This window comes from Pseudomonas anguilliseptica, from assembly GCF_900105355.1.
GTDB classification, from domain to species: domain Bacteria; phylum Pseudomonadota; class Gammaproteobacteria; order Pseudomonadales; family Pseudomonadaceae; genus Aquipseudomonas; species Aquipseudomonas anguilliseptica.
The window spans coordinates 1524612-1550487 of sequence record NZ_FNSC01000001.1 but is presented as its reverse complement, the minus strand read 5'-3'; the positions used below and the strand labels follow the sequence as shown (position 1 = coordinate 1550487).

Genomic DNA, 25876 nt, shown 5'->3' with positions numbered 1-25876 from the left:
GATTGCCCTAAATTGCCACGCATCGACCGCCTCTCGGATCGCCCAGATTTTTACATCCGTAAAACGATATTTTCCTTACTTTCCCTGTAGCTTCACTACAAATAACGCTCAACGACACTGCACAGCTTTCTCTAAAGTACTGATCCAAAATGAAAAACCCCGGCGCTAGGCCGGGGTAGTAACAGGTTTTATCATGACAATAACTCGCACAATCATGACAATTAACCTGCCCGTCGACAGCTGATCAGAAGTCCAGGTTGGACACTGCCAGTGCATTGGTCTCGATAAAGTCCCGACGCGGTTCAACGGCATCGCCCATCAGGGTGTTGAAGATCTGATCGGCGGCGATCGCGTCTTCGATACGCACCTTGAGCATGCGACGCACTTCCGGGTCCATGGTGGTTTCCCAGAGTTGATCCGGGTTCATTTCACCGAGACCCTTATAGCGTTGGATGCTATGGCGTTTGGTGCTTTCGGCCATCAGCCAGGCCAGTGCATCCTTGAAGGTGCTGACGTGTTTCTTGCGCTCGCCGCGCTGCACAAAGGCACCTTCTTCAAGCAGGCTGTTGAGCTGATCGCCCAGAGTGGTAACGGTCTTGTAATCGTTACTGGCGAAGAAGTCGCGGTTGAAAATGATGTAGCTGGAAACCCCATGGGACACCAGTTTCACCTGCGGCAACCAGAGATGACGCTCCTGGTCTTCGTGCAGGCTGGTTTTGTAGACCAGGCCGGACTTCTCCATCCCCTTGAGGCGAGCATCGAGCAGGCCCAGCCATTGCTCCATGGCTGCCTTGTCCGCCAGTTGCTCGGCTTCCACGCGCGGGATGTAGACGAAGTGCTCGGTGAGCTCCAGCGGGTAGAGGCGCGACAAACGGTTGAGGGTTTTCATCACCAGACGGTAATCGTTGACCAGACGCTCCAGCGCCTCGCCAGACAGACCTGGCGCGCTTTCGTTGACGTGCAGGCTGGCGTCTTCCAGGGCCGACTGGGTCATGTATTCATCCATGGTCTCGTCGTCCTTGATGTACTGCTCCTGCTTACCCTTCTTGACCTTGTACAGCGGCGGCTGGGCGATATAGATGTAGCCGCGCTCGACCAGCTCAGGCAACTGACGGAAGAAGAAGGTCAGCAACAGGGTACGGATGTGCGAACCGTCAACGTCTGCGTCGGTCATGATGATGATGTTGTGGTAGCGCAGCTTGTCGATGTTGTACTCATCGCGACCGATACCACAGCCCAGGGCGGTGATCAGGGTGCCGACTTCCTGGGAGGAAATCATCTTGTCGAAACGCGCTTTCTCGACGTTGAGGATCTTGCCCTTGAGCGGCAGGATGGCCTGGGTCTTGCGGTTACGGCCCTGCTTGGCAGAACCGCCCGCGGAGTCCCCTTCCACGATATAGAGTTCGGAAAGGGCAGGGTCTTTCTCCTGGCAGTCGGCCAATTTGCCTGGCAGCCCGGCGATATCCAGGGCGCCTTTACGGCGGGTCATTTCACGCGCCTTACGCGCCGCTTCACGGGCGCGCGCAGCGTCGATCATCTTGCCGACCACGGCCTTGGCTTCGTTGGGGTTTTCCAGCAGGAAGTCGGAGAAGTACTTGCCCATTTCCTGCTCGACCGCAGTTTTTACTTCGCTGGAAACCAGCTTGTCTTTGGTCTGCGAGCTGAACTTGGGATCCGGTACTTTTACCGAAATAATCGCGGTCAGGCCTTCACGGGCATCGTCACCGGTGGTGGCGATCTTGTGCTTCTTGGCCAGACCTTCCTGCTCGATATAGGCGTTCAGGTTACGTGTCAGCGCCGAACGGAAACCGGCCAGGTGAGTACCACCATCGCGCTGCGGAATGTTGTTGGTGAAACACAACAGGTTCTCGTTGAAGCTGTCGTTCCACTGCAGGGCGACTTCGACACCAACACCGTCATCACGTTGCACGGTGAAGTGGAACACCTGGTTGACCGCAGTCTTGTTGTGGTTGAGGTATTCAACGAAGGCACGCAGGCCTCCTTCATACTTGAACAGCTCTTCTTTGCCGCTGCGTTCATCCTTGAGCAGGATGCCCACGCCGGAGTTGAGGAACGACAGTTCGCGTAGGCGCTTGGCCAGAATATCCCAGCTGAAATGGATATTGGCGAAGGTCTCTTCGGACGGCTTGAAGTGGATCTGCGTACCGGTAGTGTCACTGTCGCCCACCGTGGCAATAGGTGCTGTGGGCACACCATGCACATAGGTCTGTTCCCAGATCTTGCCACTGCGACGGATGGTCAGAACCAGTTCCTTAGACAGGGCGTTAACCACGGAAACACCCACGCCGTGCAGACCGCCGGAAACCTTGTAGCTGTTGTCGTCGAACTTACCGCCGGCGTGCAGGACGGTCATGATCACTTCAGCGGCGGAAACGCCTTCTTCCTTGTGCACATCGACCGGAATACCACGGCCGTTGTCACGCACGCTGATCGACTCATCCGGGTGGATGGTGATGGTGATTTCGCTGCAATGCCCAGCCAAGGCCTCGTCAATCGAGTTATCGACCACCTCGAACACCATGTGGTGCAGACCGCTGCCATCGTCGGTATCGCCGATGTACATACCAGGCCGCTTGCGTACGGCATCCAGGCCCTTGAGGACCTTAATGTTATTGGAGTCGTACGTTTGGTTTTCGCTCATGCCTTCACTCCCGGTGGTCGTGGGTCTGGGTAATGCCACCATGTTCCACGTGGAACATGGCAACTGGCGTATCCGTGCGCCAGCCTTCCCTCAACAATTCATGGTCTACACAGGTGATAAACACCTGGCAGTGCAAGTCTTCCAACAATCGGCACAACGCACGACGGTGCTGTTCATCCAGTTCTGACGGCAAGTCATCCACCAGATAGATGCATTGGCCGTGCTTGGCCTGATTGACTAAATGGCCTTGCGCAATGCGCAGAGCACATACAACTAATTTCTGCTGACCGCGCGAGAGTATCTCGGCGGCATTGTGCGCACCCAGGCGCAACCTTAAATCGGCGCGCTGTGGGCCAGCCTGGGTATGACCCAGTTGCTGATCGCGGGAGAGGGTAGAGGCAAGCACTGTATTCAGCTCGCGCTCTTTGTCCCAGCCGCGGTAGTAACTGAGAGTCAAATCTTGCAGTTCAACCAGCTCATTCAGGGTGCGTTCAAAAACAGGTTTCAGGGCCTGAATATAGGCGTGCCGATAACCATCAATTTCGTCGCTGGCCAGGCACAACTCACGGTCCCAGGCCGCCTGCGAAGCGGCGTCAAGTGTACCATGCCGCAGCCATGAGTTCCGCTGGCGCAGGGCCTTCTGCAGGCGCTGCCAGGCCGGCAGAAAACGAGGTTCCACGTGGAACACTCCCCAATCGAGGAACTGCCTACGAATTTTCGGTGCGCCTTCAAGCAGACGGAAGCTGTCCGGATTGATTAGTTGCAGCGGCAAGGTCTCGGCCAGTTGCGCAGCACTGCGCGCATTCTGCCCGTCGATACGAATCTGAAACTCGCCCTGACGATCACGCGAAATGCCCAGATTGCTTTGCCGACCATCAGACATCTGCACCTGACCAAAAATCGTGCAGGCGAGCTGATCATATTGAATGACAGGAAGCAGACGAGTGCTGCGAAACGAGCGAGCCAGACCCAGCAGATGAATGGCTTCCAGCAAGCTGGTTTTGCCGCTGCCATTGTCGCCGGAAAGGATGTTGATGCGCGGGGAGGGAGAGAGGGTCACCGGGTGCAGATTACGCACCGCGGTGACGGTAAAGCGAGTAAGGGACATTCAGCGGTTACAGACGCATCGGCATAACGACATAAGAGGAGTCGTCGTTGTCAGCTTCCTGCACCAGGGCACTGCTGTTGGCATCGGAGAGAATCAGACGCACCTGGTCGGTAGTCATTACACTCAGCACATCGAGCAGATAGCTGACGTTGAAACCGATTTCCAGCGAACTGCCGTTGTAGTCCACGGCGATCTCTTCTTCTGCTTCCTCCTGCTCTGGGTTGTTGGCCTGAATTTTCAGCAAACCAGATTCCAGTTGCAGGCGAATGCCGCGGTACTTTTCGTTGGACAGAATCGCGGTACGGCTGAAAGCTTCGCGCAGGCCCTGACGATCGGCAACCACCAGCTTGTCACCACCACGTGGCAGTACACGCTCGTAATCCGGGAACTTGCCGTCGACCAGTTTAGAGGTGAAGGTGAACTCGCCGGTGGTGGCGCGAATATGATGCTGACCGAGAACGATGCTGACGCTGCCGTCCTGTTCGGTAAGCAAGCGGGCCAGTTCAAGAATACCCTTGCGCGGCACGATGACCTGATGGCGTTCAACCTGCTCGATCGCCGCTTCCATCGAACACATGGCCAGACGGTGACCGTCGGTGGCAACTGCGCGAAGGATGCCGGTCTGTACTTCCAGTAGCATGCCGTTGAGGTAATAACGCACGTCTTGCTGGGCCATGGCAAAGCTGGTGCGTTCGATCAGGCGACGCAACCGACTTTGTACGAGGCTGAAGGTCAGCGAGCCTGGGCCTTCTTCAACAGTCGGGAAATCATTGGCGGGCAGGGTGGACAGGCTGAAACGGCTACGGCCGGCTTTGACCAGCAGCTTCTGCTCGTCGATACGGATATCGATCAGCGCATCAGCCGGCAAGCTTTTGCAGATGTCCATCAGCTTGCGGGCGGGTACAGTGATCTCACCCGGCTGCGCAGGCTCTTCCAGGGTGACGCGACCGACCAGCTCGACTTCCAGGTCGGTGCCGGTTAGCGACAGCTGCTGGCCTTCGACCACCAGCAGCACGTTAGAGAGAACCGGCAAGGTCTGACGGCGTTCCACGACGCCGGCGACCAGTTGCAGAGGTTTCAACAAGGCTTCGCGTTGAATGGTGAAATGCATGGTCTAGTCCCTTGCCTAGTGGAGTTGCGTATTAGGTTGTAAGCGTACGCAGCAAATTCTTATAGTCCTCGCGGATGTCCGCGTCGGATTCCTTAAGTTCAGCAATCTTACGGCATGCATGCAATACCGTTGTGTGATCGCGGCCGCCGAAGGCATCACCAATTTCCGGCAGGCTGTGGTTGGTCAGTTCTTTCGACAAGGCCATGGCCACCTGACGCGGGCGAGCAACAGAACGCGAGCGACGCTTGGACAGCAGATCAGAAATCTTGATCTTGTAGTACTCGGCGACCGTGCGCTGAATATTGTCGATACTGACCAGCTTGTCCTGCAGGGCCAACAGATCCTTGAGCGATTCGCGGATCAGCTCGATGGTAATGTCACGGCCCATGAAGTGCGAGTGGGCGATAACACGCTTCAAGGCACCTTCCAGCTCACGCACGTTGGAGCGAATACGCTGGGCAATAAAGAAGGCGGCATCGTGTGGCAGATCGACTTTGGCTTGGTCGGCCTTCTTCATAAGAATCGCCACGCGGGTTTCCAGCTCAGGCGGCTCGACGGCAACCGTCAGGCCCCAACCGAAACGTGACTTGAGACGCTCTTCCAGGCCTTCGATTTCTTTCGGATAGCGGTCACTGGTGAGAATCACCTGCTGCCCACCTTCGAGCAAGGCGTTGAAGGTGTGGAAGAACTCTTCCTGGGAACGCTCTTTCTTAGCGAAGAATTGAATGTCGTCGATCAGCAGTGCGTCCACCGAACGGTAGAAGCGCTTGAATTCGTTGATCGCATTCAGCTGCAAGGCCTTGACCATGTCCGCGACGAACCGCTCGGAATGCAGGTACACCACCTTGGCATTCGGGTTCTTCGCCAGCAGGTGATTACCCACCGCGTGCATCAAGTGAGTCTTACCCAGACCAACACCACCATAAAGGAACAGCGGGTTGTAACCGTGCTTTGGGTTGTCTGCCACCTGCCAGGCCGCTGCGCGGGCCAGCTGGTTGGATTTACCTTCAACGAAATTATCAAAGGTAAAGGTACGGTTCAGATAACTGGTGTGCTTCAGCCCGCCTTCAACCTGCACCGTACGCTCAGTGCGTGCCGGCGCCTGCTGGCTGGCCGCACCTGCCATTGGATCAAAGCTGGCGCGCGAGGGTTCTGCCTGCACGGCCGCAGATGCAGATGCAGATGCAGTCGCTGCAGCAGGTGCAGGCATGCTCGGTGCCGCGGACGGGGTACTGGCAGCTGCCGCGCGCGGTGCCGAACTGCGTTTGCTACCTATTAATAAGGAAAGCACAGGAACCAGACCATTGGTCCGTTCAGTCAGTAGCTCAAGCAAACGGCTGAGGTACTTCTCATTAACCCAGTCGAGGACAAAACGGTTCGGCGCATAGACACGAAGCTCGTCGCCTTCGGCTTCGACCTGCAGTGGACGGATCCAGGTGTTGAATTGCTGAGCAGGCAGCTCATCGCGCAGAAGCTCGACGCACTGCTGCCAAAGTTCCACAGACACGGACATCCCCTAAATCGCAAGGCGCGAGGCAAAAAACAGCCGTCATTGTAGCCGCCGAGGCTTGAGTTATCCACATGTAAGCTTGCTTATGAGCAAGGCGGAAAAAGGCTGTGGATAACCAATCATAAGCTCACGGGATAACCCAGGGTAAAACCCGGTGGAAAACCCTGCTGTGGGTAAAACGGCATTCCATCCTCAGCTTGTGGACGGGTTCCACACAGTTGCAGCACGCCTTTTCGACAGACTTACCCTTGGCTGAACAGCCCTAACCTGTTGGCCTTCAAGCACTTATGCACAGACCGATGACCAGCTAATAGCTACTAACATCACTAAACATCTTTAAATATTCTCTTCTTTATATTTCTTTATTCAGGAAAAGCCTGGTTGGAAATTGACCTGACCCTCGGGTTTCTCTAGAATTGCCGGTCTCTTAAAACGGGGGCCATTCCGGCCCGTAGTCGACCACCCAGGTACCGCACCATGAAACGTACTTTCCAACCCAGCACTATCAAACGCGCTCGCACCCACGGTTTCCGTGCTCGTATGGCCACCAAGAACGGCCGTGCTGTCCTGTCGCGTCGCCGCGCCAAGGGCCGTAAGCGTCTCGCCGTCTAAATTTCGGTCTTGTGGTGAGTCGAGACTTCAGTCGGGAAAAGCGTCTGCTAACCCCCCGACAATTCAAGGCAGTCTTCGACTCCCCTAGCGGCAAAGCTCCGGGCAAAAATGTCCTGCTGCTGGGGCGCAACAACGAACTTGATCACCCCCGACTGGGATTGGTGATCGGCAAGAAGAGCGTCAAGCTCTCTGTTGAGCGCAATCGTCTGAAACGTCAGATCCGCGAATCGTTCCGTCTCAATCAGGACAACCTGGTGGGATGGGACATCGTTGTGGTTGCGCGTAAAGGCCTTGGTGATCTGGAAAATATCGAACTGGCTCGCCAGTTTGGCAAACTCTGGAAACGCCTCGAACGCAGTAAGCCAAGCCCGGAAGCCGTCGCAACATCTGGGGTGAACGACAGTCCCCATGCGTAAACTGGCTTTGCTTCCTATCCAGTTTTACCGCTACGCCATCAGCCCCTTGATGGCCAGTCACTGTCGTTTCTACCCAAGCTGTTCTTGCTACGCGCTTGAAGCCATTGAACATCATGGCGTCATGCGCGGTGGCTGGCTGACTTTGCGTCGGCTTGGCCGCTGTCACCCGTGGAATCCCGGTGGCTATGACCCGGTTCCCTGCGTGAAAACCTCCCGTTCCTCTTCGATGGCCGAATAATCATGGATATTCAACGCTCGATCCTGATCGTCGCCCTGGCAATCGTGTCCTATATGATGGTTCTCCAGTGGAACCAGGACTACGGTCAAGCTGCCCTGCCGACAGAAATTGCCGCGACCAGCAGCACCGTACCCGGTTTGCCGGATACCACTGCCAACACTTCAACTCCAGCTGGCAGCGACGATATTCCGAGCGCCACTCCGGCTGTTGAGCCCAGCGCCATCAGTGCTGCACCGGCTGCAGCCAGCGATGAGCTGATTCGGGTGAAGACCGATGTGCTGGATCTGGCCATCGACCCGCGCGGTGGTGATGTGGTGCAACTGCGTTTGCCGCAGTACCCGCGTCGTCAGGATCGTCCGGATGTGCCGTTCCAGTTATTCGACAACGGTGGCGAGCGCACCTACCTGGCGCAGAGCGGTTTGATTGGCAGCAATGCACCGGACAAATCCAGCGGTCGTGCTCTTTGGAGCAGCGAACAGAAGAGCTATGAGTTGGCCGACGATCAGGACCAACTGCAGGTTGACCTCAAGCTCAGCGAAAACGGCGTCAATTACATCAAGCGCTTTACCTTCAAGCGTGGTCTAAACGCTGAATGTGCGGCCAAGGACCAACAGCAGAAGAAACCCGGCTGCGTTGATCCTTCGTCCTATCAGGTGACTGTCAGCTACCTGATCGACAACCAGAGTGGTCAGGCCTGGAGCGGCAATATGTTTGCCCAGCTCAAGCGTGATGGCAGCGACGATCCGTCCTCCACCACTGCTACTGGCACTGCGACCTACCTCGGTGGTGCACTGTGGACCAGCGAAGAGCCGTACAAAAAAGTGTCGATGAAAGACATCGACAAACAAGCCTTCAAAGAAACTGTTCAAGGAGGCTGGGTTGCCTGGCTACAGCATTACTTCGTCACTGCCTGGATCCCAAGCAAAGACAGCACTAACCAAGTACAGACCCGCAAAGACAGCCAAGGCAACTACATTGTCGGCTTTACCGGCCCGGCCATTCAGGTTGCTGCCGGCGCTCAGGGTGAAACCAGTGCAATTCTGTATGCCGGCCCGAAGCTACAAGGCCATCTGAAGACTCTGTCTCCAGGTCTTGAGCTGACTGTCGACTACGGTATTCTGTGGTTCCTGGCTCAACCGATCTTCTGGCTGCTGGAAGTTATCCACAACCTGCTCGGCAACTGGGGCTGGTCGATCATCATGTTGACCGTGATCATCAAGCTGATCTTCTTCCCGCTGTCCGCTGCCAGCTACAAATCCATGGCGCGCATGCGTGCCGTTGCACCGAAACTCGCTCAGCTGAAAGAGCAGCATGGTGACGATCGCCAGAAAATGTCCCAGGCGATGATGGAGCTGTACAAGAAAGAGAAGATCAACCCGTTGGGCGGCTGCTTGCCGATCCTGGTGCAGATGCCGGTATTCCTCGCACTCTACTGGGTGTTGCTGGAATCCGTGGAAATGCGCCAAGCACCGTGGCTGCTGTGGATAACCGACCTGGCGATCAAGGACCCGTACTTCATCCTGCCGATCATCATGGGCGCGACCATGTTTATCCAGCAGCAACTCAACCCGACGCCGCCGGACCCGATGCAAGCCAAGGTGCTGAAAATGATGCCAATCATCTTCACCTTCTTCTTCCTCTGGTTCCCGGCTGGTCTGGTGCTGTACTGGGTGGTCAACAACGTCTTGTCCATCGCTCAGCAGTGGTACATTACGCGCAAGATCGAAGCCGCAACCAAGGCCGCAGACGCCTAGCGGTGATTGCTTCTAAGCTGTAAAAAACGCCCCTTTTCAGGGGCGTTTTGCTATGTCGTATTCAGGAGAAGCGCATGCCCCCCGTTGTTGAAACCATTGCCGCCGTCGCTACCGCCCAGGGCCGGGGTGGCGTTGGCATCGTGCGTATTTCCGGGCCGCTGGCCGGCACATTGGCGCAGGCGATCTGCCAACGCGAGTTGCAGCCGCGTTACGCCCACTACGGGCCGTTCTACGCCGACGCCAAGCAGGTACTGGATGAAGGCCTGGCCCTGTACTTCCCCGGCCCCAACTCCTTTACCGGCGAAGACGTGCTGGAACTGCAGGGCCACGGCGGGCCAGTGGTGCTCGATCTGCTGCTGCGTCGCTGTGTACAACTCGGTGCACGCCTGGCACGCCCCGGCGAATTCAGCGAGCGCGCCTTTCTCAATGACAAGCTCGACCTGGCCCAGGCCGAGGCGATTGCCGACCTGATTGAAGCCAGTTCCGAACAGGCCGCGCGCAATGCCCTGCGCTCGCTGCAGGGCGAGTTCTCCCGCCGCGTACACGGCCTGACCGAGCGACTGATCAACCTGCGTATCTACGTTGAAGCCGCCATCGACTTTCCCGAAGAGGAAATCGACTTTCTCGCCAATGGCCACGTACTCAGCCTGCTCGATGGCGTGCGTGCTGACCTTTCCGGTGTGCTGCGTGAGGCCGGCCAAGGGGCCCTGCTGCGCGATGGCATGACCGTGGTGATCGCCGGCCGCCCCAATGCCGGCAAGTCCAGCCTGCTTAACGCCCTGGCCGGGCGCGAAGCGGCCATCGTCACCGAAATCGCCGGCACCACCCGTGACGTGCTGCGCGAACATATCCACATCGATGGTATGCCACTGCACGTAGTGGACACCGCCGGCCTGCGTGATACCGAGGATCAAGTTGAACGCATTGGCGTCGAGCGTGCGCTGAAGGCTATTGGCGAAGCTGATCGTATTCTTTTGGTTGTCGATGCTACGGCACCGGAAGCCGACGATCCCTTCGCTTTATGGCCGGAGTTTCTCGACCAGCGGCCTGATCCGGCCAAGGTCACCCTGATTCGCAACAAGGCTGACCTGTCTGGCGAGTCGGTGGTACTAGAGGTGTGCAATGACGGCCACGTGACCATCAGCCTGTCGGCCAAGTCGACTGAGGGCCTGGATCTACTGCGTGAACACCTGAAAGCCTGCATGGGTTACGAGCAAACCGCCGAGAGCAGCTTTAGCGCGCGCCGGCGTCACCTGGAGGCACTACGTCAGGCGGCCGCTCACCTTGAGCATGGTCATGCCCAGCTAACCCTGGCCGGCGCAGGCGAACTGCTCGCCGAAGACCTGCGCATGGCTCAGCAGACCCTGGGCGAAATCACCGGTGCATTCAGTTCCGATGACCTGCTGGGGCGAATTTTTTCCAGCTTCTGTATCGGTAAATAGGCGGGACGGCGCACCCCGTCTCACCTGTCAACACATCGCCTAACCCATCAGCTGCACGATATTTCTGATGGGTTGCGGCGCATCGAATCATGCCTGCATCCGCAATACCCTCTCTGCGTCTAATCCATCCTGCCCCCTGAAGTCCCAACTAATGCCGTTCGGGAAGGTCTTAGCCTGGGCGAAATAGGTACGGCCAAGCAATTATTTATCCACCTAAGCCCTGTGGAAAACCCGGCCTAAGCCCTGCCTATAACCCGGTGATAAAACGGAGGATAACCGCACTTGTGGATAACTACAGGTTTCATCCACAACTTGCGTACGGCAACTGAACAGGCAGATGGCAGGATCAGCACAGACTTTTTAAACGCTGAAAGCCTTTAATTCATTGCCCTGCAGCAATCTATCCACAGAAAAGCCGTTGCTAAGTAATAAACATATAAACAAGGCTTTATAAAAATTCTCTCTTTTATTCTTTATTAACCGAGCGACTTGCACACGGCCAAAACCAACTGGCTATTTTTTGTGCAAAAGGCTTCTTTCACACCAGCTAAATCCCTATACTTGCCGCCTTTCCCGCTTTTCAACCCAAAAAGCCCCCCATTTCTCAACAGGCACGAGGTGCGTGGTGGATTTCCCTTCCCGTTTTCAGGTGATCGTCATCGGCGGCGGTCATGCCGGTACCGAAGCTGCGTTGGCAGCTGCACGCATGGGGGTAAAAACCCTGCTGCTGACCCATAACGTGGAAACACTCGGGCAGATGAGCTGCAACCCGGCGATTGGCGGGATCGGCAAGAGCCATCTGGTCAAGGAAATCGACGCGCTCGGCGGTGCCATGGCTGAAGCCACCGACAAAGGTGGTATCCAGTTCCGTGTATTGAACAGCCGCAAGGGCCCAGCGGTACGCGCCACTCGTGCCCAGGCTGATCGTGTGCTGTACAAAGCTGCGATTCGCGAAACCCTGGAAAACCAGGCCAACCTGTGGATATTTCAGCAGGCAGCTGATGACCTGATCGTCGAAAACGACGAAGTCAAAGGCGTTGTCACCCAGATGGGCCTGCGCTTCCTCGCGGATTCCGTGGTGTTGACCACTGGCACCTTCCTCGGCGGACTTATCCACATAGGCCTGCAGAATTACTCAGGCGGTCGCGCTGGCGACCCACCTTCGATTGCCTTGGCACAACGTCTACGCGAGCTGCCGCTGCGCGTCGGTCGCCTGAAAACCGGGACGCCGCCCCGAATCGATGGCCGTTCGGTGGATTTCTCGGTGATGACCGAACAACCGGGCGACACGCCAACCCCGCTGATGTCGTTCCTCGGTCGCGCCGAACAGCAACCGCGTCAGATCAGCTGCTGGATCACCCACACCAATGCGCATACCCACGAAATCATCGCGGCCAACCTCGACCGTTCGCCGATGTATTCCGGAGTGATCGAAGGGGTCGGCCCGCGTTATTGCCCGTCAATCGAAGACAAGATCCACCGCTTTGCCGACAAGGACAGCCATCAGGTATTTATCGAGCCCGAAGGCCTGAATACCCATGAGCTGTACCCCAATGGCATTTCCACCTCGCTGCCGTTCGATGTGCAATTGCAGATCGTACGCAGCATCCAAGGGATGGAGAACGCGCATATCGTACGTCCCGGTTACGCCATCGAGTACGACTACTTCGATCCGCGTGACCTCAAGTACAGCCTGGAAACCAAGGTGATTGCCGGGTTGTTCTTCGCCGGGCAGATCAACGGTACCACCGGTTACGAAGAAGCCGGTGCACAAGGGTTGCTCGCCGGCTGCAACGCCGCGCTGCGCGCGCAGGGCAAGGACAGCTGGTGTCCGCGTCGCGATGAGGCCTATATCGGCGTACTGGTCGACGACCTGATTACTCTGGGTACCCAGGAGCCGTACCGCATGTTCACCTCGCGCGCCGAATACCGGCTGATCCTGCGCGAAGACAACGCCGATCTGCGCTTGACCGAGAAAGGCCGCGAGTTGGGACTGGTCGATGATGTGCGTTGGGCCGCGTTCGAAGCCAAGCGCGAAGCCATCGCGCAGGAAGAACAGCGCCTGAAAAGCACCTGGGTACGCCCGGGAACGACTCAGGGTGATGCGATTGCCGCCCACTTCGGTACGCCGTTGACCCACGAATACAACCTGCTCAACCTGCTGGCTCGCCCGGAGATCGATTACGCCGGATTGATCACCATCACCGGTGGTGGGGCGCAGGATCCTCAGGTGGCCGAACAGGTCGAGATCAAGACCAAGTACGCCGGTTATATCGATCGCCAGCAGGACGAAATCGCCCGTCTGCGCGCCAGTGAAGACACCAAGCTGCCACTCGATATCGATTACGCGGGGATTTCCGGGCTGTCCAAGGAGATCCAGCACAAACTCGGCAACAGTCGTCCGGAAACTCTAGGCCAGGCCTCGCGCATTCCCGGCGTTACCCCGGCGGCGATTTCCCTGCTGCTGATCCATTTGAAAAAGCGCACTGCCGGTCAGCAGTTGGAGCACAGCGCCTGATGTCGTTGGTTACTGCACTTCACGCCGAAGAACTGAGCCAGGGCGCGCTTGAGCTGGGGGTCGAACTCAGCGCGCAGCAGCACGAACAGTTGCTGGCTTACCTGGCCCTGCTGATCAAGTGGAACAAGGCCTACAACCTCACCGCAGTGCGCGATCCGAATGAAATGGTTTCGCGCCATCTGCTCGACAGCCTGTCCGTGGTGCCTTTCGTCTTTGATGCTGGGGATAACTGGCTGGATGTGGGCAGTGGCGGCGGCATGCCGGGGATTCCCCTGGCCATCCTGTTTCCCGAGCGGCAGTTCACCCTGCTTGATTCCAACGGCAAGAAGACTCGCTTCCTGACTCAGGTGAAGCTGGAGTTGAAACTGGCCAACCTGCAAGTTATCCACAGCCGCGTCGAAGAGTTCCGACCAGACGTGCCGTTTGCCGGCATCTGCTCGCGGGCGTTCAGCTCACTGGAAGATTTCAGCAACTGGACCCGCCATTTGGGCGATGGCAATACCCAGTGGCTGGCGATGAAGGGTGTACATCCGGATGACGAGTTGCAGGCGCTGCCAGCGGACTTTCGTCTCACCGCCACGCATGTACTCAAGGTTCCCGGTTGCCAAGGTCAGCGCCATCTGTTGATACTGCGTCGCTCGGTTTAGGGGGAACGCAGCATGGCTAAGGTATTCGCAATCGCTAACCAGAAAGGCGGCGTGGGCAAAACCACCACCTGCATCAATCTGGCTGCCTCGCTGGTGGCGACCAAGCGCCGTGTGCTGCTGATCGACCTCGACCCCCAGGGCAATGCGACCATGGGCAGCGGTGTGGATAAACACGGCCTGGAGCATTCGATCTACGACGTGCTGATCGGCGAGTGCAACCTGGTTGAGGCCATGCAGTTTTCCGAGCACGGCGGCTACCAGCTACTGCCGGCCAACCGCGATCTGACCGCCGCCGAAGTCTCGCTGCTGGAAATGAAAATGAAGGAAAGCCGCCTGCGTTATGCACTGGCGCCAATCCGCGAGAATTACGATTACATCCTCATCGACTGCCCGCCGGCGCTGTCGATGCTGACGATCAACGCCCTAGTCGCTGCCGATGGGGTGATCATCCCCATGCAGTGTGAGTACTACGCGCTTGAAGGCTTGAGCGACCTGGTCAACAGCATTCAGCGCATTGCCGAACTGTTGAACCCCAAGCTGAAGATCGAAGGCCTGCTACGCACCATGTACGACCCGCGCATCAGCCTGACCAACGATGTGTCGGCGCAGCTCAAGCAGCACTTCCCAGACCAGCTCTACGACGTGGTCATTCCGCGTAACGTGCGCCTGGCAGAGGCGCCAAGCTTTGGCATGCCGGCGCTGGTGTATGACAAGCAATCCCGTGGTGCCATTGCCTATCTGGCGCTGGCCGGCGAATTGGTACGCCGCCAGCGCGCAAGTGCCCACACCGCAACCGCATAAGGAAATACCCATGGCTGTGAAAAAACGAGGACTGGGACGCGGTCTGGATGCCCTGTTGGGCGGCACCAGTGTCAGCGCCTTGCAGGAAGAGGCCGCGCAGGTCGACAGCCGTGAACTGCAATACGTGCCCCTGGACCTGATCCAGCGCGGTAAATACCAGCCGCGCCGTGACATGGACGCCACCGCCCTGGAAGAACTGGCGCAGTCGATCAAGGCCCACGGCGTGATGCAGCCGATTGTGGTGCGGCCGATTGGCGAAGGACGTTTCGAGATCGTCGCCGGTGAACGCCGCTGGCGTGCCAGTCAGCAGGCTGGTCTGGACAAGATCCCGGCCATGGTTCGCGAGCTGCCAGATGAAGCCGCCATCGCCATGGCGCTGATCGAGAACATTCAGCGCGAAGATCTCAACCCCATCGAAGAAGCCATGGCCTTGCAGCGGCTGCAGCAGGAGTTTCAGCTGACTCAGCAGCAGGTCGCCGATGCAGTGGGTAAGTCGCGGGTCACTATCAGCAACCTGCTGCGTCTGATTGCCCTGCCGGAAGAGATCAAAACCCTGCTGTCCCATGGCGATCTGGAAATGGGTCATGCCCGCGCCTTGCTCGGTTTGCCGGCCGAACAGCAGACCGAAGGTGCGCGACATGTTGTCGCACGCGGTCTTACCGTGCGCCAAACCGAAGCACTGGTGCGCCAGTGGTTGAACAGCAAAGAGAAGCCGGCGGCAGTGGTTAAAGCCGATCCGGACATCACCCGTCTGGAACAGCGCCTGGCTGAGCGCCTGGGCTCGCCAGTGCAGATCAAGCATGGGCAGAAAGGCAAAGGTCAGTTGGTGATCAGCTACAGTTCGCTGGACGAACTGCAGGGTGTGCTTGCCCACATTCGTTGAAACAATTGAGCGTGTAGCGACTAGTCGGAAATCACTACCCGACAGTTGAATGGGGGGGGAAGCCCCCCTATACTCTGCGCGCATTTCGTCGGCACAAAGTATGCCAAGTTATTGATTTCAGGTGCCGACGCCCGAGTTCAGCTTTCAGGAAAACAAGATGGACGTTCGCACGCCGAATCGCCTGCCCTTCCATCGTCTAGCTGTTTTCCCGGTACTGCTGGTGCAACTACTGGTACTGCTGTTGCTGGCACTGGTGTTGTGGCAGTGGCAAGGCTCAGTAGCAGGCTACTCCGGGTTGTGTGGTGGCCTGATTGCCTGGCTGCCGAATCTGTACTTTGCCCACAAAGCGTTCCGTTTCAGTGGAGCGCGGGCTGCTCAAGCCATCGTCCGGTCTTTTTATGCCGGTGAGGCGGGCAAACTGGTTTTAACGGCAGTGCTGTTTGCACTGACCTTTGCAGGTGTTAAACCTCTGGAACCGCTAGCAGTATTTGGTGTGTTCTTCCTGACCCAGTTGGTCAATTGGTTTTCGCCCCTGCTGATGAAAACAAGACTTTTAAGACCTTAGCGCTCGAGGGATATATGGCAGCAGCAGAAACCGCTTCGGGTTATATCCAGCATCACTTGACCAACCTGACCTACGGTCAGCACCCGGTCAACGGCTGGAGTTTCGCCCACAACGCAAAAGAAGCTCAGGAAATGGGCTTCTGGGCATTTCACGTTGATACCCTGGCGGTGTCTGTCGTGTTGGGCCTGTTCTTTATCCTGCTGTTCCGTGCCGCTGCTAAACGCGCCACTTCCGGACAACCGGGCAAGCTGCAGAACTTCGTTGAAGTCCTGGTCGAGTTCGTTGACGGCAGCGTCAAGGACACCTTCCATGGCCGCAACGCTCTGATCGCGCCGCTGGGTCTGACCATCTTTGTCTGGGTCTTCCTGATGAACTTCATGGACCTGATCCCGGTAGATTGGTTGCCAATGCTGGCGGCAAAAATCTCTGGCGACCCGCACCTGTACTTCCGCGTTGTGCCGACCACCGATCCAAACGCTACTCTGGGCCTGGCGCTGTCGGTATTCGCCCTGATCCTGTACTACAGCATCAAGGTCAAAGGCATCGGCGGTTTCATCGGTGAGCTGACCCTGCACCCGTTCGGCAGCAAGAACATCGTGGTTCAGGCCCTGTTGATTCCGGTCAACTTCCTGCTTGAGTTCGTCACCCTGATCGCCAAGCCGATTTCCCTGGCACTGCGACTGTTCGGCAACCTGTATGCCGGCGAGCTGATCTTTATCCTCATCGCGATCATGTTCGGCGGAGGTCTGCTGCTGGGCGCGCTGGGTGTTGCCCTGCAGTGGGCGTGGGCGGTGTTCCACATCCTGATCATCGTGCTGCAGGCGTTCATCTTCATGATGCTGACCATCGTCTACCTGTCGATGGCGCACGAAGACAACCACTAAGAGCGCCCCGGCGCTCGCAGTGGACGCCCGCAAGGGCAACCAGAAGTACCGATTTGCTTTACTGCTTTACCTTAGAAAACCTTAACCAATACGACATAAAAAGTCGGGAGGAAAGATGGAAACTGTAGTTGGTCTGACCGCTATCGCTGTAGCACTGCTGATTGGCCTGGGTGCCCTGGGTACCGCCATTGGTTTCGGCCTGCTGGGCGGCAAGTTCCTGGAAGGCGCTGCGCGTCAGCCGGAAATGGTTCCGATGCTGCAAGTGAAAATGTTCATCGTCGCTGGTCTGCTCGACGCCGTGACCATGATCGGTGTTGGTATCGCACTGTTCTTCACCTTCGCTAACCCGTTCCTGGCCCAAGTTCAGTAATCCTCAAATTTCTTGAGGTTATGAACGGACAACGAACGAGCGAGGTGTTGGCGTGAACATTAATGCAACCCTGATTGGCCAGTCCGTTGCCTTCTTCATCTTCGTGCTGTTCTGCATGAAGTACGTGTGGCCTCCGGTCATTACGGCTTTGCAAGAACGTCAGAAGAAGATCGCAGACGGCCTGGACGCTGCTAGCCGTGCGGCTCGTGACCTGGAGTTGGCCCAAGAGAAAGCGGGTCAGCAACTGCGCGAAGCCAAAGGCCAAGCAGCCGAAATCATTGAGCAAGCCAAGAAACGCGGTACGCAGATCGTCGACGAAGCCCGTGAACAGGCCCGTGTCGAAGCTGATCGTGTGAAGGCCCAGGCTCTGGCCGAGATCGAGCAGGAACTGAATGGTGTCAAAGACGCGCTGCGTGCCCAACTGGGTACCCTGGCCGTTAGCGGTGCCGAGAAGATCCTGGGCGCATCTATCGACCAAAACGCGCATGCGGAGCTGGTTTCCAAACTGGCAGCCGAAATTTAAGCGAGGGGCGCGATCATGGCAGAACTGACCACGCTGGCCCGACCTTACGCTAAGGCTGCCTTTGAGTATGCCCAGGCCCACCAGCAGCTGGCCAATTGGTCAGCCATGCTCGGCCTGGCTGCAGCGGTGTCGCAAGACGGCACCATGCAGAGCATGCTCAAGGCTCCGCGTTTGACGAGTACAGACAAGGCCACCACGTTCATTGACGTGTGTGGTGACAAGTTCGACGCCCAGGTACGCAATTTCATTCACATCGTCGCTGAAAACGATCGCCTGGCCCTGTTGCCACAGATCGTTGAGCTGTTCGAGCTGTACAAGGCCGAGCAGGAAAAGTCGATCGACGTGGACGTTACCAGTGCCTTCGCATTGAGCGATGAACAGCAAGACAAACTCGCCAAGGTTCTCAGTGCACGGCTCGGCCGAGAAGTGCGTCTGCACGCCGCGGAGGATGCCACCCTGATCGGTGGTGTCGTGATCCGCGCCGGCGACCTGGTTATCGATGGCTCAGTTCGTGGCAAACTCGCGAAGCTGGCCGAAGCATTGAAATCTTGAGTTTGAAGGGGCAGCAGAGCTATGCAGCAACTCAATCCTTCCGAAATTAGTGAAATCATCAAGGGGCGTATCGAGAAACTCGATGTCGCCTCTCAAGCCCGTAACGAAGGCACCATCGTGTCCGTCTCCGACGGTATCGTGCGCATTCACGGTCTCGCCGATGTGATGTACGGCGAAATGATCGAGTTCCCGGGCGGTGTCTACGGTATGGCACTGAACCTGGAGCAAGACTCCGTCGGTGCAGTTGTCCTGGGTGCCTATACCACCCTGGCCGAAGGCATGAGCGCCAAGTGCACCGGTCGTATCCTCGAAGTTCCGGTTGGTCCGGAACTGCTGGGTCGCGTCGTTGATGCACTGGGTAACCCAATTGACGGCAAAGGCCCGCTGAACAACGTCGCTACCGACGCTGTTGAAAAGGTTGCGCCGGGCGTGATCTGGCGTAAGTCGGTCGACCAGCCGGTACAGACCGGTTACAAGTCGGTCGATGCCATGATCCCGGTTGGCCGTGGCCAGCGTGAGCTGATCATCGGTGACCGTCAGATCGGTAAAACCGCTCTGGCCATCGACGCCATCATCAACCAGAAAAACAGCGGCATTAAGTGCGTCTACGTAGCTATCGGTCAGAAGCAATCGACCATCGCTAACGTGGTGCGCAAGCTGGAAGAAAACGGCGCGCTGGCTAACACCATCGTGGTCGCGGCTTCTGCTTCCGAATCCGCTGCACTGCAGTTCATTGCACCGTACGCCGGTTGCACCATGGGTGAGTTCTTCCGCGACCGCGGTGAAGATGCGCTGATCGTTTATGACGATCTGTCCAAGCAAGCAGTGGCTTACCGCCAGATTTCCCTGCTGCTGCGCCGTCCACCAGGCCGTGAAGCCTACCCAGGCGACGTGTTCTATCTCCACAGCCGTCTGCTGGAGCGCGCTTCCCGCGTTTCCGAAGAGTATGTTGAGAAGTTCACCAATGGCGCCGTGACTGGCAAGACCGGTTCCCTGACCGCTCTGCCGATCATCGAAACCCAGGCTGGCGACGTTTCCGCGTTCGTTCCGACCAACGTGATCTCGATCACCGACGGTCAGATCTTCCTGGAATCGGCCATGTTCAACTCGGGTATCCGTCCTGCGGTCAACGCCGGTATTTCGGTATCCCGCGTGGGTGGTGCTGCACAGACCAAGATCATCAAGAAGCTCTCCGGTGGTATCCGTACCGCTCTGGCTCAGTACCGTGAACTGGCGGCATTCGCCCAGTTTGCGTCTGACCTGGACGAAGCCACCCGTAAGCAACTTGAGCACGGTCAGCGCGTTACTGAGCTGATGAAGCAGAAGCAATATGCGCCAATGTCGATCGCTGACATGTCGCTGTCGCTGTATGCCGCCGAGCGTGGTTTCCTGGTCGATATCGAAGTCGCCAAGATTGGTGCATTCGAGCAGGCCCTGATTGCTTACTTCAACCGGGATCACGCCGCACTGCTGGCGAAGATCAACGAGAAGGGTGACTTCAATGACGACATCGATGGCCAGCTGAAAGCCGGTATCGAGAAGTTCAAGGCCACCCAAACCTGGTAAGCCGCAGCGGGGGCCGTGAGGTCCCCGCTTGCTAACCCGATAGGTGTCAAATGGCAGGCGCAAAAGAGATTCGCAGCAAGATTGCGAGCATCAAAAGCACGCAGAAGATCACCAGCGCCATGGAAAAGGTGGCGGTCAGCAAAATGCGCAGAGCACAAATGCGCATGGCTGCTAGCCGTCCCTACGCGGAGCGTATCCGCCAGGTGATTGGTCATCTGGCCAACGCCAACCCGGAATACCGTCACCCGTTCATGATCGAGCGCGAAGTAAAGCGCGTAGGTTATGTCGTGGTGAGCTCGGACCGTGGTCTGTGTGGTGGTCTGAACACCAACCTGTTCAAGGCTCTGGTCAAAGACATGGCGAGCAATCGCGAGCAAGGCGTAGAGATTGATCTCTGCGTAGTTGGCAGCAAGGGTGCGGCATTCTTCCGCAACTTTGGTGGCAACATCGTTGCTGCGATCAGCCACCTGGGCGAAGAACCGTCGATCAATGATCTGATCGGTAGCGTCAAGGTAATGCTCGATGCCTACCTCGATGGTCGCATCGATCGTTTGTCCGTGGTCTCGAACAAGTTCATCAATACCATGACTCAAAAGCCGACAGTGGAGCAGTTGATTCCGCTGGTGGCCGATCCGGATAAAGAACTCAAGCACCACTGGGATTACCTGTACGAACCCGACGCCAAAGAGCTGCTGGACGGCTTGATGGTGCGTTACGTGGAGTCGCAGGTGTACCAGGCAGTGGTTGAGAACAACGCGGCTGAACAAGCGGCCCGGATGATCGCGATGAAGAACGCCACCGACAACGCTGGCGATATCATCAAAGACCTGCAGTTGGTTTACAACAAGGCACGTCAGGCAGCGATCACCCAGGAAATTTCGGAAATCGTCGGCGGCGCTGCCGCGGTTTAAGCACGGTTCAAATATTCAGAGGAACCAAAGATGAGTAGCGGACGTATCGTTCAAATCATCGGCGCCGTTATCGACGTGGAATTCCCGCGTGATCAAGTGCCGAGTGTTTATGAAGCGCTGAAAGTAGTCGGCGCCGAAACCACCCTGGAAGTTCAGCAGCAGCTGGGCGACGGCGTGGTACGTACCATTGCGATGGGTTCGACCGAGGGCCTCAAGCGTGGCCTGAGTGTCGGCAGCACTGGCGCAGGTATCCAGGTACCGGTTGGGGTGAAAACCCTGGGCCGTATCATGGACGTGCTGGGCAACCCAATCGACGAAGCTGGCCCGATTGGCGAAGAAGAGCGTTGGGGTATTCACCGTGCCGCGCCTTCCTACGCTGAACAAGCTGGCTCCAACGAGCTGCTGGAAACCGGCATCAAGGTTATCGACCTGGTTTGCCCGTTCGCCAAGGGCGGTAAAGTCGGTCTGTTCGGTGGTGCCGGTGTAGGCAAAACCGTAAACATGATGGAACTGATCCGTAACATCGCCATCGAGCACAGCGGTTATTCCGTGTTCGCCGGTGTGGGTGAGCGTACTCGTGAGGGTAACGACTTCTACCACGAGATGAAGGACTCCAACGTTCTCGACAAGGTAGCCCTGGTTTACGGTCAGATGAACGAGCCACCAGGCAACCGTCTGCGCGTAGCACTGACCGGCCTGACCATGGCCGAGAAGTTCCGTGACGAAGGTCGTGATGTTCTGTTCTTCGTGGACAACATCTACCGCTACACCCTGGCCGGTACTGAAGTATCCGCACTGCTCGGCCGTATGCCGTCGGCAGTGGGTTATCAGCCGACCCTGGCCGAAGAAATGGGCGTTCTGCAAGAACGTATTACTTCGACCAAGACCGGTTCGATCACCTCGATCCAGGCCGTATACGTACCTGCGGACGACCTGACCGACCCAAGCCCGGCGACCACCTTCGCCCACTTGGACGCCACCGTTGTACTGTCCCGTGACATCGCTTCCCTGGGTATCTACCCAGCGGTCGATCCACTCGACTCTACGTCGCGCCAGCTGGACCCGATGGTTATCGGCCAGGAGCACTACGACACCGCTCGCGGCGTGCAGTACGTACTGCAGCGCTACAAAGAGCTGAAGGACATCATCGCGATTCTGGGTATGGACGAACTGTCCGAAGCAGACAAGCAACTGGTATCCCGTGCTCGTAAGATCCAGCGCTTCCTGTCCCAGCCGTTCTTCGTGGCCGAAGTCTTCACCGGTTCGCCAGGCAAGTACGTTTCCCTGAAGGACACCATTGCCGGCTTCAGCGGCATTCTGAAAGGTGACTACGATCACCTGCCAGAGCAGGCGTTCTACATGGTTGGCAGCATCGAAGAAGCTGTCGAGAAAGCGAAGAAACTGTAATCACCCGTGCGCCCGGCAACGGGCGCTTACGATCTGCCGATACGCGTAGTAGTGTGTAGGCAGATCGATACGTGAGGTTAGACATGGCTATGACAGTCCATTGCGACATCGTCAGCGCAGAAGGCGAGATCTTCTCCGGTCTGGTCGAGATGGTGATTGCGCACGGTAACCTGGGTGATCTCGGTATCGCTCCAGGCCACGCGCCGCTGATCACCGACCTCAAACCGGGTCCGATTCGTCTGGTCAAGCTGGGTGGCGAAACCGAGGTGTTCTACATCTCCGGCGGCTTCCTCGAAGTTCAGCCGAGTGTGGTGAAAGTTCTCGCCGATACCGTGCAGCGTGCTGCCGATATCGATGAAGCTGCTGCTCAGGAGGCCCTCCGGGCTGCCGAGAAAGCCTTGAATGAGAAAGGCGCGGAGTTCGACTACGGTTCCGCTGCTGCTCACCTGGCCGAGGTCGCGGCTCAGCTGCGTACCGTTCAGCAGTTGCGCAAGAAGTTCGGCGGTTAATTCCGGCGCTTCATCGCAAACGAGTAAAAGGGTAGCCTTGGCTACCCTTTTTCTTTGCCTGCTGTTTTTACCTTTTCAGTGGGTCGGGCTAGGGATTTAGCCCGCCTTCGTCTGCCTGGAATCTGCTCTTATGTCGCTCGATATCGTTATCCTCGCCGCCGGCCAAGGCACCCGCATGCGTTCCGCCTTGCCGAAAGTCCTGCACCCGGTTGCCGGCAAGTCCATGCTTGGTCATGTGATCGACACTGCCCGCCTGCTTAAACCACAAGGCATTCACGTGGTGATCGGTCATGGCGCGGAGCGGGTGCGTGAGCAACTGGTAGCGGATGACCTGAATTTCGTGCTGCAGAGTGAGCAACTGGGCACCGGCCATGCGGTTGCCCAAGCATTGCCGGCATTGAGCGCCGAGCGTGTGCTGATTCTTTACGGCGATGTGCCGCTGATCGAAGTGGACACCCTGCAGCGCCTGCTGCAACAAGTCAGCGAGCAACAGCTTGGTCTGTTGACCGTTAACCTGAACGATCCAACCGGTTACGGCCGCATCGTCCGCGATGAGCAGGGCGTGGTGAAAGCTATCGTCGAGCACAAGGACGCCAGCGCCGAGCAGCGCCTGATCCGTGAAGGCAACACCGGCATCCTCGCCGTACCGGGGAAGAAACTGGGCGACTGGCTGGGTCGTCTGTCCAACAGCAACGCCCAGGGCGAGTACTACCTCACCGACGTGATCGCCATGGCGGTGGCCGATGGTCTGGTCGTCGCTACTGAGCAGGCGGCTGACGAAATGGAAGTGCTGGGCGCCAATGACCGCATCCAGCTTGCGCAACTGGAGCGCCACTATCAGTACCGCGCCGCGCGCCGTTTGATGGTGCAGGGCGTGACCCTGATCGATCCGGCGCGTTTCGATCTGCGCGGCGAAGTCACGGTAGGCCGCGATGTGTCGATCGATATCAACGTGATCCTCGAAGGCCAGGTGGTGATCGAAGATGGTGTGCAGATCGGGCCGAACTGCGTGATCAAGAACTCGGTCCTGCGCAAAGGCGCCATCGTCAAAGCCAACAGCCATCTGGAAGGGGCTGAAGTGGGCGAGGGTGCCGATTGCGGCCCGTTCGCCCGCCTGCGTCCGGGTTCCGTGCTGGGCGCCAAAGCGCATGTGGGTAACTTCGTCGAACTGAAGAACGCCAAAATGGGCGAGGGCGCCAAGGCCGGGCACCTGTCTTATCTGGGCGACGCCGAAATCGGCGCACGGACCAATATCGGCGCCGGCACTATCACCTGCAATTACGACGGTGCCAACAAGTTCAAGACCGTACTCGGTGAGGACGTGTTTATCGGCTCCAACAGCGCCCTGGTTGCCCCGGTGACGCTGGGTGATCGCGCCACCACCGGCGCCGGTTCGGTGATTACCGGCGATGTGCCGGATAACACCCTGGCCGTTGGCCGCGCCAAACAGCGCAATATCGAGGGCTGGAAACGCCCAACCAAGAAGAGCTGATGGAGTTGGCAAGGATGCCGTTACGCAAACGCTGGATAATTCCGGCGCTGTTTCTTGCCTGGGCCGTGCTGCCGGAATGGCCGCAGATCCCGGTGCAGGGCGCCAGTAGCCGCGACTGGCATCCGCGCACCTTCTGGTTTGAACCCTGGGGCCGCTCCGGCGTACACAAGGGCATCGATATCTTCGCCAAACAGGGCACGCCAGTGCTTTCTGCCAGCTATGGCGTGGTGCTGTTTCGTGGTGAGCTCGCGCAGGGCGGCAAAGTGGTGGTCGCCCTCGGGCCGAAATGGCGCATGCATTACTACGCTCATCTAGACACCATCGACGCCTACCCAGGCCAGCTGTTGCTGGCGGGCAGTCAGCTGGGCTCGGTGGGCGATACGGGTAACGCCCGAGGCAAACCGGCGCATCTGCATTACTCGATTGTCAGCCTGTTACCGCTGCCTTGGCGGGCGGACGAATCGACCCAAGGCTGGAAGAAGATGTTTTATCTGGACCCCAACCAGCTCCTGCAAACGCGCTGAATTGGCCTGCGCATACTCGGCCTACGTCGATTTCCGCTTGACGTAATCCTTCGGTTAGGTTTTGATTCGCGCAATTATCTTTCGAATCGAAACTTAGCATGTCGAAACGCAACACGCCGCAACGTCGCCACACCATTCTTGCCCTGCTCGCCGAGCAAGGCGAGGTGAGTGTGGATGAGCTGTCAAAGGCGTTTGCTACTTCTGAAGTGACCATTCGCAAAGACCTCGCCGCGCTAGAAAAGAGCGGCCTGTTACTGCGTCGCTACGGCGGTGCGGTACCCATGCCGCAGGAGCTGATCAGCGACAGCCAGCCCGTCTCGCAGTACAAGCAGGCCATCGCCCGTGCCGGTGTGGCGTGCATTCGCGAACATGCGCGGATCATCATCGACAGCGGCACCACCACCGCGGCGATGATCCCGCAACTCGGGCACAAGCCTGGTCTGGTGGTGATGACCAACTCCATCAACGTCGCCCGTGCCATTGGCGAATTGGAGCATGAGCCGGTATTGCTGATGACCGGTGGCACCTGGGACCCGCATTCCGAGTCGTTTCAGGGCCAAGTCGCTGAGCAGGTGCTGCGTTCCTACGATTTCGACCAATTGTTTATCGGTGCCGATGGCATCGACCTCGCGCGCGGCACTACCACCTTCAATGAATTGCTTGGGCTCAGCCGGGTTATGGCTGAGGTGGCGCGCGAAGTTGTGGTCATGGTCGAGAGTGACAAAATCGGCCGTAAGATTCCTAACCTGGAGCTGCCCTGGAGCAGTATCCATACTTTAATAACCGATGAGCGCCTCAGTCCCGAGGCCCGTGAACAATTGACCGCACGCGGGATCAAGCTGATCTGCGCCACTGTGGACGCTTAAGGAGA

General features: G+C 57.7%; 25 protein-coding genes. 21 read left to right on the top strand and 4 right to left on the bottom strand.

The window, feature by feature from the left end:
- Positions 1–244: 244 nt before the first annotated feature.
- Genes gyrB through dnaA form a run of 4 tightly spaced genes read right to left on the bottom strand, consistent with a single transcriptional unit; the run spans position 245 to position 6388 of the window.
- Entirely contained in the window at positions 245–2662 is a 2418-nt protein-coding gene (gene gyrB / locus BLW24_RS07565) for a DNA topoisomerase (ATP-hydrolyzing) subunit B (RefSeq protein WP_090378700.1), read from the bottom strand.
- Positions 2663–2666: 4 nt separating this feature from the next.
- Positions 2667–3770, bottom strand: a complete 1104-nt coding sequence (recF, locus tag BLW24_RS07560) for a DNA replication/repair protein RecF (RefSeq protein WP_090378697.1) — start codon at positions 3768–3770, stop codon at positions 2667–2669.
- A 7-nt stretch (positions 3771–3777) separates the two neighbouring features.
- On the bottom strand, positions 3778–4881 hold the full coding sequence (gene dnaN, locus BLW24_RS07555) for a DNA polymerase III subunit beta (RefSeq protein WP_090378695.1): 1104 nt from the start codon (positions 4879–4881) through the stop codon (positions 3778–3780).
- 31 nt (positions 4882–4912) lie between these two features.
- Positions 4913–6388 (bottom strand): chromosomal replication initiator protein DnaA, encoded by a 1476-nt coding sequence (gene dnaA / locus BLW24_RS07550; RefSeq protein ID WP_090387656.1) that lies wholly within the window; start codon positions 6386–6388, stop codon positions 4913–4915.
- A 480-nt stretch (positions 6389–6868) separates the two neighbouring features.
- On the opposite strand from dnaA, the gene rpmH reads away from it, so the two are divergent.
- The 21 genes from rpmH (at position 6869) to BLW24_RS07445 (ending at position 25871) form a co-directional block, all read left to right on the top strand.
- Complete coding sequence (gene rpmH / locus BLW24_RS07545; protein ID WP_002551315.1) at positions 6869–7003, top strand: 50S ribosomal protein L34; 135 nt, start codon at positions 6869–6871, stop codon at positions 7001–7003.
- A 14-nt stretch (positions 7004–7017) separates the two neighbouring features.
- Positions 7018–7419 (top strand): ribonuclease P protein component, encoded by a 402-nt coding sequence (gene rnpA, locus BLW24_RS07540; RefSeq protein WP_208600150.1) that lies wholly within the window; start codon positions 7018–7020, stop codon positions 7417–7419.
- The gene (gene yidD / locus BLW24_RS07535; RefSeq protein WP_090254202.1) at positions 7412–7657 is read left to right on the top strand and encodes a membrane protein insertion efficiency factor YidD; all 246 of its coding nucleotides are present in this window, start codon (positions 7412–7414) and stop codon (positions 7655–7657) included. The genes rnpA and yidD overlap by 8 nt, the downstream gene beginning before the upstream one ends.
- Positions 7658–7659: 2 nt before the next feature.
- Complete coding sequence (yidC, locus tag BLW24_RS07530; RefSeq protein WP_090378689.1) at positions 7660–9411, top strand: membrane protein insertase YidC; 1752 nt, start codon at positions 7660–7662, stop codon at positions 9409–9411.
- Between the two features lie 74 nt (positions 9412–9485).
- Positions 9486–10853 carry a tRNA uridine-5-carboxymethylaminomethyl(34) synthesis GTPase MnmE gene (gene mnmE, locus BLW24_RS07525; RefSeq protein WP_090378686.1) on the top strand — a complete coding sequence of 456 codons (1368 nt, stop codon included), beginning with the start codon at positions 9486–9488 and terminating at the stop codon, positions 10851–10853.
- Between the two features lie 625 nt (positions 10854–11478).
- On the top strand, positions 11479–13371 hold the full coding sequence (gene mnmG, locus BLW24_RS07520; protein WP_090387655.1) for a tRNA uridine-5-carboxymethylaminomethyl(34) synthesis enzyme MnmG: 1893 nt from the start codon (positions 11479–11481) through the stop codon (positions 13369–13371).
- Entirely contained in the window at positions 13371–14018 is a 648-nt protein-coding gene (gene rsmG, locus BLW24_RS07515) for a 16S rRNA (guanine(527)-N(7))-methyltransferase RsmG (RefSeq protein WP_090378683.1), read from the top strand. The genes mnmG and rsmG overlap by 1 nt, the downstream gene beginning before the upstream one ends.
- 12 nt (positions 14019–14030) lie before the next feature.
- Positions 14031–14819, top strand: coding sequence for a ParA family protein (locus tag BLW24_RS07510; RefSeq protein ID WP_090378681.1), 789 nt, complete (start codon positions 14031–14033; stop codon positions 14817–14819).
- 10 nt (positions 14820–14829) lie between these two features.
- Positions 14830–15702, top strand: a complete 873-nt coding sequence (locus tag BLW24_RS07505; protein ID WP_090378678.1) for a ParB/RepB/Spo0J family partition protein — start codon at positions 14830–14832, stop codon at positions 15700–15702.
- A gap of 157 nt (positions 15703–15859) precedes the next feature.
- Positions 15860–16267 (top strand): F0F1 ATP synthase subunit I, encoded by a 408-nt coding sequence (locus BLW24_RS07500; protein ID WP_090378675.1) that lies wholly within the window; start codon positions 15860–15862, stop codon positions 16265–16267.
- 14 nt (positions 16268–16281) lie between these two features.
- On the top strand, positions 16282–17151 hold the full coding sequence (gene atpB / locus BLW24_RS07495) for a F0F1 ATP synthase subunit A (protein WP_090378672.1): 870 nt from the start codon (positions 16282–16284) through the stop codon (positions 17149–17151).
- Between the two features lie 115 nt (positions 17152–17266).
- On the top strand, positions 17267–17521 hold the full coding sequence (gene atpE, locus BLW24_RS07490) for a F0F1 ATP synthase subunit C (protein ID WP_090378669.1): 255 nt from the start codon (positions 17267–17269) through the stop codon (positions 17519–17521).
- Positions 17522–17573: 52 nt separating this feature from the next.
- Positions 17574–18044 (top strand): F0F1 ATP synthase subunit B, encoded by a 471-nt coding sequence (locus BLW24_RS07485; protein WP_090378667.1) that lies wholly within the window; start codon positions 17574–17576, stop codon positions 18042–18044.
- Between the two features lie 15 nt (positions 18045–18059).
- Complete coding sequence (locus BLW24_RS07480; protein WP_090378664.1) at positions 18060–18596, top strand: F0F1 ATP synthase subunit delta; 537 nt, start codon at positions 18060–18062, stop codon at positions 18594–18596.
- A gap of 21 nt (positions 18597–18617) precedes the next feature.
- On the top strand, positions 18618–20162 hold the full coding sequence (gene atpA / locus BLW24_RS07475) for a F0F1 ATP synthase subunit alpha (protein WP_090378661.1): 1545 nt from the start codon (positions 18618–18620) through the stop codon (positions 20160–20162).
- A gap of 50 nt (positions 20163–20212) precedes the next feature.
- Entirely contained in the window at positions 20213–21073 is an 861-nt protein-coding gene (gene atpG, locus BLW24_RS07470) for a F0F1 ATP synthase subunit gamma (protein WP_090378658.1), read from the top strand.
- A gap of 30 nt (positions 21074–21103) precedes the next feature.
- Positions 21104–22480, top strand: coding sequence for a F0F1 ATP synthase subunit beta (gene atpD / locus BLW24_RS07465; protein ID WP_090378655.1), 1377 nt, complete (start codon positions 21104–21106; stop codon positions 22478–22480).
- 83 nt (positions 22481–22563) lie between these two features.
- Positions 22564–22989 (top strand): F0F1 ATP synthase subunit epsilon, encoded by a 426-nt coding sequence (locus tag BLW24_RS07460; RefSeq protein WP_090378652.1) that lies wholly within the window; start codon positions 22564–22566, stop codon positions 22987–22989.
- Between the two features lie 130 nt (positions 22990–23119).
- Entirely contained in the window at positions 23120–24481 is a 1362-nt protein-coding gene (glmU, locus tag BLW24_RS07455; protein WP_090378649.1) for a bifunctional UDP-N-acetylglucosamine diphosphorylase/glucosamine-1-phosphate N-acetyltransferase GlmU, read from the top strand.
- Between the two features lie 14 nt (positions 24482–24495).
- Complete coding sequence (locus tag BLW24_RS07450; RefSeq protein WP_090378646.1) at positions 24496–25005, top strand: M23 family metallopeptidase; 510 nt, start codon at positions 24496–24498, stop codon at positions 25003–25005.
- A 98-nt stretch (positions 25006–25103) separates the two neighbouring features.
- Positions 25104–25871 carry a DeoR/GlpR family DNA-binding transcription regulator gene (locus BLW24_RS07445; RefSeq protein WP_090378642.1) on the top strand — a complete coding sequence of 256 codons (768 nt, stop codon included), beginning with the start codon at positions 25104–25106 and terminating at the stop codon, positions 25869–25871.
- Positions 25872–25876: the final 5 nt, after the last annotated feature.

Excerpts from the sequence above, each read along its gene's own strand:
- BLW24_RS07505 (WP_090378678.1), top strand. The coding sequence starts at position 14,830 with ATGGCTGTGAAAAAACGAGGACTGGGACGCGGTCTGGATGCCCTGTTG.
- recF (WP_090378697.1), bottom strand. The coding sequence starts at position 3,770 with ATGTCCCTTACTCGCTTTACCGTCACCGCGGTGCGTAATCTGCACCCG.
- rpmH (WP_002551315.1), top strand. The coding sequence starts at position 6,869 with ATGAAACGTACTTTCCAACCCAGCACTATCAAACGCGCTCGCACCCAC.
- rsmG (WP_090378683.1), top strand. The coding sequence starts at position 13,371 with ATGTCGTTGGTTACTGCACTTCACGCCGAAGAACTGAGCCAGGGCGCG.
- BLW24_RS07460 (WP_090378652.1), top strand. The coding sequence starts at position 22,564 with ATGGCTATGACAGTCCATTGCGACATCGTCAGCGCAGAAGGCGAGATC.
- atpE (WP_090378669.1), top strand. The coding sequence starts at position 17,267 with ATGGAAACTGTAGTTGGTCTGACCGCTATCGCTGTAGCACTGCTGATT.
- atpG (WP_090378658.1), top strand. The coding sequence starts at position 20,213 with ATGGCAGGCGCAAAAGAGATTCGCAGCAAGATTGCGAGCATCAAAAGC.
- atpD (WP_090378655.1), top strand. The coding sequence starts at position 21,104 with ATGAGTAGCGGACGTATCGTTCAAATCATCGGCGCCGTTATCGACGTG.
- atpA (WP_090378661.1), top strand. The coding sequence starts at position 18,618 with ATGCAGCAACTCAATCCTTCCGAAATTAGTGAAATCATCAAGGGGCGT.
- BLW24_RS07450 (WP_090378646.1), top strand. The coding sequence starts at position 24,496 with ATGCCGTTACGCAAACGCTGGATAATTCCGGCGCTGTTTCTTGCCTGG.
- BLW24_RS07480 (WP_090378664.1), top strand. The coding sequence starts at position 18,060 with ATGGCAGAACTGACCACGCTGGCCCGACCTTACGCTAAGGCTGCCTTT.
- BLW24_RS07510 (WP_090378681.1), top strand. The coding sequence starts at position 14,031 with ATGGCTAAGGTATTCGCAATCGCTAACCAGAAAGGCGGCGTGGGCAAA.
- mnmE (WP_090378686.1), top strand. The coding sequence starts at position 9,486 with ATGCCCCCCGTTGTTGAAACCATTGCCGCCGTCGCTACCGCCCAGGGC.
- atpB (WP_090378672.1), top strand. The coding sequence starts at position 16,282 with ATGGCAGCAGCAGAAACCGCTTCGGGTTATATCCAGCATCACTTGACC.
- yidC (WP_090378689.1), top strand. The coding sequence starts at position 7,660 with ATGGATATTCAACGCTCGATCCTGATCGTCGCCCTGGCAATCGTGTCC.
- dnaN (WP_090378695.1), bottom strand. The coding sequence starts at position 4,881 with ATGCATTTCACCATTCAACGCGAAGCCTTGTTGAAACCTCTGCAACTG.
- gyrB (WP_090378700.1), bottom strand. The coding sequence starts at position 2,662 with ATGAGCGAAAACCAAACGTACGACTCCAATAACATTAAGGTCCTCAAG.
- BLW24_RS07500 (WP_090378675.1), top strand. The coding sequence starts at position 15,860 with ATGGACGTTCGCACGCCGAATCGCCTGCCCTTCCATCGTCTAGCTGTT.
- yidD (WP_090254202.1), top strand. The coding sequence starts at position 7,412 with ATGCGTAAACTGGCTTTGCTTCCTATCCAGTTTTACCGCTACGCCATC.
- glmU (WP_090378649.1), top strand. The coding sequence starts at position 23,120 with ATGTCGCTCGATATCGTTATCCTCGCCGCCGGCCAAGGCACCCGCATG.
- BLW24_RS07445 (WP_090378642.1), top strand. The coding sequence starts at position 25,104 with ATGTCGAAACGCAACACGCCGCAACGTCGCCACACCATTCTTGCCCTG.